The 12177-nt window shown below is 42.1% G+C and carries 10 protein-coding genes; 6 read left to right on the top strand and 4 right to left on the bottom strand.

Annotation, left to right across the window (positions count from 1 at the left end; all coding sequences use genetic code 11):
* Positions 1–24 precede the first annotated feature (24 nt).
* The 3 genes from N3A72_11025 to N3A72_11015 all read right to left on the bottom strand — a co-directional run bounded on the left by N3A72_11025 (position 25) and on the right by N3A72_11015 (position 4077).
* A complete protein-coding gene (locus N3A72_11025) occupies positions 25–1254 on the bottom strand; it encodes a DUF1343 domain-containing protein (protein MCX7920114.1) in 1230 nt (409 codons plus the stop codon).
* An 87-nt stretch (positions 1255–1341) separates the two neighbouring features.
* Positions 1342–3447 carry a sodium-translocating pyrophosphatase gene (locus N3A72_11020; protein MCX7920113.1) on the bottom strand — a complete coding sequence of 702 codons (2106 nt, stop codon included), beginning with the start codon at positions 3445–3447 and terminating at the stop codon, positions 1342–1344.
* A gap of 351 nt (positions 3448–3798) precedes the next feature.
* On the bottom strand, positions 3799–4077 hold the full coding sequence (locus N3A72_11015; protein MCX7920112.1) for an HU family DNA-binding protein: 279 nt from the start codon (positions 4075–4077) through the stop codon (positions 3799–3801).
* 351 nt (positions 4078–4428) lie between these two features.
* On the opposite strand from N3A72_11015, the gene N3A72_11010 reads away from it, so the two are divergent.
* Both N3A72_11010 and hypE read left to right on the top strand, forming a co-directional pair.
* Entirely contained in the window at positions 4429–5457 is a 1029-nt protein-coding gene (locus N3A72_11010) for a zinc-dependent alcohol dehydrogenase family protein (GenBank protein MCX7920111.1), read from the top strand.
* A 68-nt stretch (positions 5458–5525) separates the two neighbouring features.
* Positions 5526–6548: a hydrogenase expression/formation protein HypE gene (gene hypE / locus N3A72_11005; protein MCX7920110.1), complete on the top strand. Its 1023-nt coding sequence runs from the start codon at positions 5526–5528 to the stop codon at positions 6546–6548.
* Positions 6549–6727: 179 nt separating this feature from the next.
* Here the strand turns inward: hypE and N3A72_11000 are convergent, their stop codons facing one another.
* Positions 6728–7756, bottom strand: a complete 1029-nt coding sequence (locus N3A72_11000) for a hypothetical protein (GenBank protein MCX7920109.1) — start codon at positions 7754–7756, stop codon at positions 6728–6730.
* A 178-nt stretch (positions 7757–7934) separates the two neighbouring features.
* On the opposite strand from N3A72_11000, the gene N3A72_10995 reads away from it, so the two are divergent.
* The 4 genes from N3A72_10995 to fusA all read left to right on the top strand — a co-directional run bounded on the left by N3A72_10995 (position 7935) and on the right by fusA (position 11994).
* Positions 7935–8642 (top strand): helix-turn-helix domain-containing protein, encoded by a 708-nt coding sequence (locus N3A72_10995; GenBank protein MCX7920108.1) that lies wholly within the window; start codon positions 7935–7937, stop codon positions 8640–8642.
* Positions 8643–8855: 213 nt separating this feature from the next.
* On the top strand, positions 8856–9230 hold the full coding sequence (gene rpsL, locus N3A72_10990) for a 30S ribosomal protein S12 (protein MCX7920107.1): 375 nt from the start codon (positions 8856–8858) through the stop codon (positions 9228–9230).
* A gap of 149 nt (positions 9231–9379) precedes the next feature.
* Positions 9380–9850: a 30S ribosomal protein S7 gene (rpsG, locus tag N3A72_10985; protein MCX7920106.1), complete on the top strand. Its 471-nt coding sequence runs from the start codon at positions 9380–9382 to the stop codon at positions 9848–9850.
* A gap of 50 nt (positions 9851–9900) precedes the next feature.
* The gene (fusA, locus tag N3A72_10980) at positions 9901–11994 is read left to right on the top strand and encodes an elongation factor G (GenBank protein ID MCX7920105.1); all 2094 of its coding nucleotides are present in this window, start codon (positions 9901–9903) and stop codon (positions 11992–11994) included.
* Positions 11995–12177: the final 183 nt, after the last annotated feature.

The raw sequence follows: 12177 nt of genomic DNA, 5'->3' as shown, positions 1-12177 counted from the left end.
AAACAAGTTAAGCTAAACAACAGCTTAATACATAAGATACTTTGCGCGTTTTTTTGCAAACTCCTGAAGGCCAGGTTGCCAAGTCGCGATGATTTGTTCCGCAGTCATTCTTTGTTGTAGTTGTTCTCGAAGCTTATTACCCCAGTAGGTTTCGAAACTTTTTCTCGGTTGGATTTTGTCCGGATACATAAGATTAATCGTTGCAAGCATCTGAATTGCGGTCTCTAATGGTCGGAAAGCGTGCCAATCGTAAACATGTAATTGCACTCCGTTAAGAATCTTATCCTTGAATTTGAAATAATACGGGCGATAGGTTATCGGGCGGAAGTATACCCCAGGAAGATTTATCGCATTAAACGCTTCTGCCAGTTCTTCAGGACTCTTAATCCATTCTGCGGCTATAGTTTCAAATGGTAGAGTATACCCGACTCCTTCATTAATATCAATTCCTACACCACCAAGCATGCCGGTTGCAGTATATAGAATAGCATGCATAGCATGCGGAATATGCGGTGAAGTCTGTACCCATTCTAGGCCGGTATCCTCCCAGAGCATATCGCGAGTCCACCCTTCCATTGGGATAACCGTTAGTTTGCAATTAATCTTCTCTTCAGTATTAACATATTTCGCAAATTCACCGGCGGTCATTCCATGGGTAACCGGAATCGGTGCAATGCCAACCATACTAATTCGTTCCCGTTCAAGAACCGGTCCTTCAAAGAGTAGTCCTCCACAAGGGTTCGGTCGGTCGAGTACCATAAACTCTTTATTATATTTCGCTGCAGCTTTCATCGATTCGGTCATAGAAGAAATATAGGTATACGTTCGCGAACCGATATCTTGGATATCGAAAACCAGCACGTCAATATCTTTAAGCATCTCTTCTGTCGGTTGTTTATTTTTCCCATACAAACTATATACCGTTAGTCCGGTGCGCTCATCGGTATAGGTTTTCACTTCTTCTCCGGCGAAGAGGTCGCCACGAATACCATGTTCCGGAGCAAACAACGCTACCAGTTGAAATGTCGTTTGTTTAGCGAATAAATCGAGTGTCGGAATCAGCTGACGATTAACTCCGCTTGGGTTAGTGAGTAACCCAACGCGTTTACCACGCAGCGGTGCAAACTGTTTTTCGAGTAAAACATCTATTCCGAGCTTAACCTTAGATTTTGCGGGATATTGGGCAGTAAATCCGAATGATATTGCGAACATAAGAAAAACGACAACCATAATCAATCTAAATCGATGGCGCATGGTTTTTAACCCTCCAGTATTTTCTTTGCAGTATTCATATAAATAAAAAAAGCGGAACCAAGGTTCCGCTTTCTAGTTTACTTATGCTTATACAAATAACGCCGCTAACGCTAACGTCAGTGTGCTTAATAATTTCACGAGAACATGCAACGATGGACCTGCAGTATCCTTAAACGGGTCGCCGACCGTATCGCCGGTCACCGCCGCTTTATGCGCATCACTACCTTTTCCACCGAGATGCCCCGCTTCAATATATTTTTTTGCGTTATCCCATGCACCACCACCGTTGTTGAGAACTAACCCCATAATCACGCCCACTATAGTTCCTATCATTAACATAGAAGCGACTGCTTCTGCTCGTAATATTATCCCGATTAAGACCGGACCCGCTACCGCAATCAGTCCGGGTAGAATCATATTTTTCAATGCGCCTTTCGTGGTGATATCAACACATTTCGCATAATCGGGTTTAGAAGTACCCGCCATAATTCCACTATCAGCTTGGAATTGACGTCGAACTTCAGTGATAATATACTGTGCTGTTTTACCGACCGCTTTAATCGCATACGCAGAAAATAGGAAAACCAACATCGCACCGAACATCGCACCGATGAATACTTCAATTTTCGCAATGTCAACCGAGAGGAGCGCAGGCATTCCTTTTTCAATCCGTAACATACTTACATCCGTTAAATACGCTGAGAAAAGCAGAAATGCTGCTAACGCTGCGCTACCAACTGCGTATCCTTTCGTTAACGCTTTTGTGGTATTGCCTGTTGCATCGAGTTTATCGGTATTCTTGCGAATCTCTTCTGGAGCACCGGACATTTCTACGATACCACCAGCGTTATCTACTATCGGACCGAATGTATCCATCGCTAAAATATATCCGCAGGTTGCGAGCATGCCCATCGTTGCTACTGCGGTTCCGAACAGTCCGCCGTTTTCTAATCCACTCCACACGCCAAACATATACGATAACCAGAGCGAAACCGCAATGGTAATAATCGGAATTGCCGTGCATTCAAATGCTACCGCCATACCAGCGATGATATTAGTCGCATGTCCGGTTTTTGATGCTTCAGCAATTTCGCGTACCGGCCGATACCTTGCTTCAGTATAGTATTGAGTGATAAACACAAACGCGATGCTCATCAAAATACCAACCAGTCCACAATAGAAGAACCAAATGTTGTTAAGGAGCCACATTGTCGTAAAGTAGAATCCGATTGCTGCTAGGATGCTGGTAATAAAATATCCACGGTTTAATGCGCTCATCGGATGGTCGGTTTCTTTCGATTTAACGAACGATACGCCGATGATAGTTGCAATTAACCCAATTGCACGGACAACTAACGGGAACATAATCCAACCGATAAACGCTGTTGCTGGCAAATCCGGATTAGCTTTTTTCAACGCTGCATACACAGCGGCACCGAGTATCATTGCGCCGATATTTTCCGCCGCAGTCGATTCGAATAAATCCGCTCCACGACCAGCGCAATCGCCAACATTATCTCCAACCAAATCAGCGACCACGGCTGGATTGCGCGGGTCATCTTCGGGTATCCCCACTTCAACTTTTCCAACCAAATCCGCACCGACATCAGCCGCTTTCGTATAAATCCCGCCGCCGAGCTGCGCAAATAACGCAACAAAACTCGCACCGAAACCGTACCCAACAATCAGACTAGGGATTTTATCTATTGGAAAATGGAGTAGCGTATCATAAATAAAATAGAGGATTGAAATCCCGAGTAAACTCATTGCTACGATGGTTATTCCAGAGACCGCACCGCCGCGTAATGCGGTTACCAACGATTTGCCCATACCCTGTTTCGCGACGGCAGCAACGCGGATATTCGTTCTCACCGAAATATACATACCGATAAATCCCGCAACCGCTGAACATATTGCACCGAAAAGGAATGATGAAGCAATTTGGATTCCTAACATTGAATTTCCGCTTACCGCATAGGCAGCGTATAATAGAACAGTGAGCACTAACGCGAGATATCCAATCGTACGATATTGCCGATTCAAGAATGCGTTTGCTCCTTCTCGAATCGCGTCGGCGATTGACCGCATTTTATCTTCACCTAAATCCTGCTGCCATATCCAGCGAATTAAATACACCACATACCCTAATGAAGCTAATGCGATGATTCCGGTTAAAATCTCTAGATGTGCCATGCTTGTTTTTATCTCCTTATCGTTAGAAATAGAAATTAGATTTAATGTAATATGAGCAAATATTGTATCAAAATTTAGCAACTATGGCAAACGGCGAAGAAAAAAGTATATAGGAAAGATAAACGAGTAAAAAAAATTTGAAAAAATGAAACGATCTATTTTTCATTTATTTTTTCCTAATGTATACGCATGTCTTTTCCAGTATTATCTCTCAGTGCAATTGTAATTAATTTTATCATATGGGTCATTCGTGGAAATTATAAAAAAGAAAACAGGTTATAGTTCCTTCGATTTCATGCGTGAATCGAGTTCCCTATAACCTGTTTCACGTGTCAACTTATACCGGACGAATTACAGTCCTTTTTTCAGTGCTGGTGCTGGTTTGAATCCAACGGTTTTACTTGCCGGAATCTTAATTGCAGCGCCCGTTTGCGGGTTCCGCCCCATTCTTGCTTTCCGTGACCGAACGGTAAATACACCGAAATCCGGAATCGCCATGCGTTTATCTTTTTTGATTCCTTTAGCAATTGCATCAAACGCGCAATCGATTACTCCTTCGATATCTTTCTTGCTCAATGCTGAACAGCATTTCGTTGCTTTCACAGCATCGATGAGTTCCGCCTTCGTCATTGGTGCACCCCCTTTCTATGGCAAAAAATAGTTATGAAAAATAAAAAATGCAATATCGAATTCTAGCGAAATCATACGACTGAATGCGCCGTTTGTCAAGAGGAAAAATGCAAAATACCCAAAAAAATGCATAATTCTAATTTCTGATAAAATCTTGATGCAGCAAGGGAAATCAGATTTTTTTGAAATTATTGTTTCATTCAACTTGTTGATTGGGAGTTAATTTGCTAAAATGAATTTTTCAATATTCATTGATTAAGTATCTATCAAGTTAGGAAACCATGAAACAACAATGGAGATTTTATAGCGTCCTCTGTTTCCTTGTTTCCTAAATAAGACTGAAAGGAATACATGATGCGCGCGGCAGTATATACTAAAAGGTTCACGATTGAATTACAGGAAATGCCGATACCGAAACCGGAACAAGATGAAATCGTTCTGAAAGTTCTCGGATGTGGTGTTTGCGGCACTGACCAACATATTTATGCTGGCGAGGTGCCGTTAGCGCGCCCGCCAGTTGTGCTCGGACATGAGTATGTTGGTGAAATAGTTGAACTTGGGAAAGAAGTTACCGGATTCAATCTCGGCGATTGGATTTGTGTTGACCCGTTATCTCCCTGCGGATATTGTCCGAACTGTCAGGACGGAAGTTATAACCATTGTTCGAATATTATCATCAACGGATATCATATCACCGGCGGGTTTGCGCAGTATTCAAAAATCAATCGCAAGCAGGCATATCCGATTTCGAAAGAGCTAGGAGTGAAGGCAGGAATTATCGCAGAACCGCTTGCGTGCGTGTTGCATGGGTATGATTTGTTACATCTCCGTGCGGGGAGCAATATCCTTCTGCTCGGTGCGGGACCGATTGGTCTTCTCTGGACGCAACTGCTGAACCATTCACCAGTTAAACAGATTGTGCAAGTGGAACTGATTGAATCCAGAGGTCAATTCGCGAAAAAATATGGAGCGGATATAGTTTTCAATCCTTCCGATAAAAAGATTTGGCACGAGATCAAACAAGAGTTTCCGCAAGGATTCGAGTATGTAGTTGATGTAACCGGGAATCCAGAAGCGGTTGCTGAAGGATTAAAGCTGGTTAAACGCTGCGGAACATTGATGATATTCGGCGTTTGTCCTGAAGAAGCGCGGGTAACCTTTTCGCCGTATGAAATGTTTGCGAATGAAATAACGATTCTCGGTGCGAAAATGCCACCCTATACTATGAGTCGAGCCATCGCTTTACTTGAGTCCGGAAAAATTGATTATAACGGTATCGTATCTCATATCATGCCGCTGAATGAATTAGCGCATGCATTCGATATGTTCGTGAATCAGAAAGAGAAAATTCTGAAAATGGCAATCGACCCGTATCTATGATGTCCGAACGCGATTCATTGAATCCTTGTTAGCAATTAAAATTTATTATTTAGGTAGCTAGTTACATGATGAATAATGAAAAAATCCAACTCGCGCATGGAAGTGGCGGGAAGTTATCCCAGAAACTGATTAAAGACCTAATTCTGAAATATTTTGGGAATCCGATTCTAGATAAACTGGACGATAGCGGAATTATCAGGATTCAGAAGCCAGAAGTTAATGGTCAGATAGCGTATACAACCGATTCCTATGTAGTAAGTCCGCTGTTTTTCCCCGGTGGAAATATTGGGAAACTAGCGGTCTGCGGGACAATAAACGATTTGGCGATGGTTGGAGCGGTTCCCCAATATCTAACCGTAGCATTCATTATTGAAGAAGGATTTTCGCTATCTGATTTCGAAAAGATACTTAACTCTATGCGAACGACAGCGCGCTCCGCCAACGTTCTGATTGTTGCCGGAGATACGAAAGTAGTCAATCGCGGGAATGCGGATAAAATATACATTTCGTCTTCCGGAATTGGTTTGGTTAAAGAAGGGATTAATATCAGTGGTTCAAATGCCCAAGTCGGAGATAAAGTTCTTATCAGCGGAACCGTTGGCGACCACGGTATGGCTATCCTCGCGCAACGGGAAGACCTCGCATTGCAGACTACCTTGAAAAGCGATTGCGCACCGCTTAATTCTCTAGTTCAAGAAATGCTTAAGGTGACTAAAGATATCCATTGTCTGCGCGACCCAACCCGTGGTGGACTCGCGTCAACGTTAAATGAAATCGCCCAAGCTTCCAATGTCGGAATTAAGATAGACGAACCAGCGGTTCCGGTTCGGAAAGAAGTAAGAAGTATCTGTGATTTGCTTGGGTTTGACCCGCTCTATGTAGCAAATGAAGGGAAACTAGTTGCGGTTGTTAAACATTCAGTTGCGGAGAAAGTTCTAGCAGTGATGAAAAAGCATAAGTTCGGGAAAAATGCGGCGATAATCGGCGAAGTTATCTCTAGTCCGAAAAAAACCGTTCTATTAAAAACTTCGGTTGGTGGAACCCGCATCCTTGATATGCTCTCCGGTGAGCAACTTCCTAGAATCTGCTGAGTGATTCCGACCAATGAATACTCGGCTTGGCAGAAATATTAAATAGCAAACATTTATATGGTATGGCTATTTTGTCTCTCTTTGATATACCGGAGAGACTACGAACGAGATATTATCTCGTTCGTAGTCTCTCCACGTAAGCTCGAGGCAAGCGAAAGAGAACCCAAATATCAAGATTATTATCGGAACCGTCGGTGGTATAGAAAACCGAACACATCATTAACACTAGTATTTTCAGTTGTTTCAGTTCGGAAAATAGCGAAATGGATAGGAGTTTGCTCGTAAACCAGTGAGGTTCCAATCAGTTTTTTGCCTCGAATCCGGATATCATCGCCTAACCCAACCGATTTGAACGAGTCGGACTCAGATTGTAACATTTGAACTTTAATTTGTGCAATTTCTTCTTTCAAGTGTTCCGAGTCAGATTGCGGGATATTTTTCTGATTATTCGATTCAGGTTCGATTAAGTTCACTAAAGCGTCTAGCGCATAGCTGCGGATAAGTTTCTTCCAATATTTTTCAAGCGTTTCCGATTTATCGAAGATATCTGCACAAACGAACCGGTTGTTGATTGCGACCGCAATTCCTTTTTGACCCGATTGAAATGAGAGTGCTTTAACATAATCATCTAGCGTAACTGTATGATGGATATAAGCGTCGTGTAACGCTGAAGTTGGAGATTCAGTCCGTAAACAATAAAGTATATGGTCAACGATATCCCAGACTTCCGCTTGGTTCGAACGGTATTCCTTGAATACCTTTAAATTTCTATAAACGCTAGCAGCTTTTTTAGCACGCAGATTCACATGTGCTTGGGTTCCTGCGGTTTTAAATTCTGGCGAAACATAGTGCCAGCGATTCGCTTCAACGCAACTGACCGGGATAGGTAGCGATATTTTTTCCGGAACTAAAATAGTAGTGTTGAGAATCCGATTCTGTTTTGCGCCGATTAGTTCTTCTCCGTCAAGTATTAGGATTTTATGATCGGAGTTATTGGTAACTTTCAGGATAGGAACAATTCCGCCATCAGAAACTTCGGAAATGGTCAGAAACTGCTTTTCAAACGCTTCATCTAACGTTATATAGGGAATAGCGGGATTGCCGTTTTCTGGATAGGTTATGGGGAAAAGCATCAGGTTGCGATGATTGAGAGGAGCGCTGAACTCGAGCTGATTGATGAATTTTTCGATTACAGAATGCAAAGGCATAGGATTCACCTCCTTTCACCGGTGTTTACCGAATACAGTATATATTATACCACATAGTATACTATTTGTCAAGAGGTAATTTAAAAAATTGTATACTTTTTAGTAAATATTTTGCATTTTTTGTTGACACCAATATATTCTCTATGCTACTCTATTATGGAGTAAAGGATTGTAATTTATGACATTTGGGCAGTATATTCGACATTTGCGAAAAGCCAAAGGATTATCGCTAGATGAAATCAGTAATAAACTAGCGATAACGAAGGGGTATCTCAGTTTCATCGAACGAGGGATAAAACGTCCGCCGAAAGATGAAATCGTTCGCGGATTAGCGGAGGTGCTTGGTGAAGATGCAACCCAGTTATTATATCTAGCGCATCAGGAGAAAGTTCCCCAAGAAATACATAATATAACCGGAAAAATTGAAGAACTCCATCAGTTAACCGAAGAGCTGAAATCTTTGGTGGTGGAACCTGAAAAAATGTTTTTAATACACGGTAAAAGGTTAAAGAATAAAAAAAAGCCGGATAAGTTTAATGAAAGTTTTAATGATATTCTATTTCTCCAAAAGGATACCAACCAAGAAAAGGAGTCGAGGATTCCCCAAGAAGAACCATATTTTCTTCGTAACCTTAGATTTATTGCTAACTATCATCGTCCCATTGCAATAGAAATAGAAAATAAACTCCGGGAGATTGAGCGAACAATCGAATTTTTAGCGAAACGATTGCCAGCGTATCCCCAGAGTATTCAAGCGATTATCGATGAATTGATAGATCTAACGCCGAGAGACCTAGCCTATATATTAAGCGTCATTCGAGCGTATAAGACGGAAGTCCTGAATAAAAATAAATGCCGAATTGTAGAAAAAGACATAAACTCGTAAAAACCACTTGACAAATAAATAAATTTAATCTATAATATTTGTTCTTGCTGAAATTTTGACACTGAAAATATCGGGATTTCTTCAGCGAACCCGGATAATTTTCGCGACGTCGTAAAGTAGCAAACTAAAATTTCTTTAACAGAACGCCATAGTAATTTTATTACTTGTTAGTTCAATTTTACAATTATTATTACTATTACTTGAAGTATATTTATGCCAACGATTAATCAACTCGTACGCGGAATGCGTAAAAAAGTAGTTTATAAAGCTAAAACTCCGGCGTTAACTAAATGTCCGCAACGGCGGGGGGTTTGCGTTCGGGTATACACCCAAACACCGAAAAAACCCAACTCAGCGTTACGAAAAGTCGCCCGGGTTCGGCTAACGAATGGATTTGAGGTAACCGCATATATTCCTGGAGTAGGTCATAATCTTCAGGAACATAGTATTGTCATGATACGCGGTGGTCGTGTCAAAGATTTGCCCGGTGTCCGCTACCATATAATTCGCGGTACCCTTGATGCTACCGGTGTGGAGGGACGAAACCGGGGTCGGTCAAAGTACGGAACGAAAAAACCGAAAAAATAGTGGCTGATACCAAAAAGCAGGAAGCCAGAGTCCAGAAGCAATAAGGACGTAAGCATACTGCTTTTTTTATGTCAATAGATTATAGTCGGATATATATAGATAACTAAAAAATTATAATCGAGTATCAATAAAGTTAAGGTTAACCGATTATGCCAAGAAAACCATATAAACCCCGCGGAGAAGTTATTCCGGACTTAAAATTTGACAATCGCGTGGTAGCGAAATTTATCAATAATTTGATGCGCTGCGGAAAAAAGAGTGTTGCAGAGCGGATATTCTATCGTGCTCTTGAAATCATTCAGCAGAGAACGAACGAGCCGGGATTGAAAGTATTTAAAGCGGCAATGGATAATGTGAAGCCATTGGTTGAAGTTCGGTCACGGCGTGTGGGTGGAGCGACTTATCAGGTTCCAACTGAAGTCCGACAGAATCGGAAACAAGCGTTAGCGATTCGCTGGTTAATCCAGTATGCACGAGAACGTAAAGGGAAACCGATGGAAGAGCGGTTAGCAGAGGAAATTATTGATGCGTCAAAAAATCAGGGTGGCGCAATTAAAAAGAAAGAAGATACACATAAAATGGCGGAAGCGAATAAAGCGTTTGCGCATTTCCGCTGGTAGGTATATAAGGTTAAGGATTAAATCGCAAAGCAAAGTAGTAGCTAAGTATTATGCCAAGGGAATTTGAGTTAAATAAACTACGAAATATTGGGATAATGGCGCACATTGATGCCGGGAAAACGACTACGACTGAACGTATCCTGTATTATACTGGTAAAATCCATAAAATGGGCGACGTTGATGATGGGTCAACCGAAATGGATTGGATGATACAGGAAAAGGAACGCGGGATAACGATAACCGCAGCGTCAACTTCTTGCGAATGGAAAGGGCATCAGATAAATATAATCGATACGCCAGGTCATGTAGATTTTACCGTTGAAGTAGAGCGGTCAATTCGAGTATTAGATGGGTCAGTAGCGTTATTCTGTGCGGTCGGTGGAGTTGAACCGCAATCGGAGACTGTCTGGAGACAGGCGGATAAATATCATGTTCCCCGGATCGCGTTTGTCAATAAAATGGACCGTGTAGGTGCTGATTATTTTGGAACGATTGAGATGATGAAAAAACGGCTTGGTGCCCATCCTTTACCAATTCAGATTCCGATTGGAGTAGAAGATAGTTTCTGTGGTGTAGTTGATTTGGTTACCGAACAAGCTTACGTCTGGACAACCGATGAACTCGGTGCGATATTTGAAATTCAACCGATACCAGCGAATCTAAAAGCGCAAGCGAAACAAATGCGAGATAAAATGCTCGAAAGTTTAGCGGATATCGATGAAACCATATTACATAAATTTTTAGAAGGAAGTTCACCTACCGTTGAAGAAATAAAGTTAGCCATTCGCAAAGCGACAATCGCTGCGAAATATACCCCGGTTCTTTGCGGATCATCATTTAGAAATAAGGGGGTTCAACCGTTATTAGATGCAATTGTAGATTATATGCCGTCTCCGCTGGATATGCCGGCTATCTCAGGTATAAATCCGATAACGAATGAAAAAGAAACAAGGGTTCCGGATGATTCCGCACCGTTTGCCGCGTTAGCATTTAAGGTCATGACCGACCCGTATGTCGGGAAATTGACCTATTTGCGAGTATATTCCGGAACATTAACTGCTGGTTCGTATGTCTATAATGCTACCGACCAGAAAAAAGAACGGATAGGCCGTATTCTGCAGATGCATGCGAATAAACGGCAGGATAAAGAAGTCGTATATACTGGCGATATCGTCGCCGCAGTTGGTTTGAAACATACCGGAACCGGAGATACCTTGTGCGATGAAGAACATCCGATAATTTTAGAAGCAATGACGTTCCCAGAACCGGTTATCTCCGTGGCTATTGAACCGAAAACAAAAGCTGACCAGGATAAACTCGGGAGTAGTTTAGCGCGATTAGCTGATGAAGACCCGACGTTTCGCGTCTCAGTCAATGAGGAGACAGGACAAACAGTGATTTCCGGAATGGGAGAATTACATTTAGAAATTCTCGTTGACCGGTTAACCCGGGAATTTGATGTAGCAGCGAATGTCGGTCAGCCGCAGGTCGCATATCGTGAAACGTTAAAACGCGCGACTGAAGCTGAAGGGAAATTTATTCGGCAATCCGGTGGTAAGGGACAATATGGACATGTCTGGTTGCGAATTGAACCGATGGAACCAGGGTTCGGATTTGAATTTGTAAATGAAATTTATGGCGGAGTAATTCCTAAAGAATATATCCCAGCGATTGAAAAAGGTGTAATTGAAGCAATGGAATGTGGCGTGTTAGCTGGGTATCCCGTGGTAGATGTTCGGGTAACCTTATTTGATGGCAGTTATCATGAAGTTGATTCTTCGGAGTTAGCGTTTAAAATCGCGGCGTCAATGGCGTTTCAAGAAGGGGCAAAACGATGTCAGCCGGTGTTGCTCGAACCGGTTATGGCAGTTGAAGTGGTTATGCCGGAAGAGTTTATGGGTGATGTAATTGGAAATATCAGTTCGCGTCGGGGACGAATAGTCGGTATTGATAAACGCGGAAATGCGCAAATTGCCCGAGCGATTGTTCCATTAGGTGAGATGTTTGGGTATGCGACGACATTGCGGTCATTGACGCAAGGTCGAGCGAATTATACGATGCAATTTTCCCATTATGAGGAAGTACCACGACATATCGCTGAGAAGCTGGTACTTCAATCAGGAGGAAGTTTTCAAAACACTTAATATTAAAATTTCGAAATTCGGAATTTGAATATCGAAATAAACTAACAATATCCATTTAGTTTTGACATTCGATATTCGAAATTCGGGTTTCCAACGGAGTTAGTTTTATGGCGAAGCCGAAGTTTGAGCGGACGAAGTTACATGTGAATGTGGGTACGATAGGGCATATTGATCATGGGAAGA

Source organism: bacterium (assembly GCA_026416715.1).
In the GTDB taxonomy this organism is placed as follows: domain Bacteria; phylum UBP4; class UBA4092; order JAOAEQ01; family JAOAEQ01; genus JAOAEQ01.
This window is presented reverse-complemented; position numbering and strand designations above follow the sequence as displayed.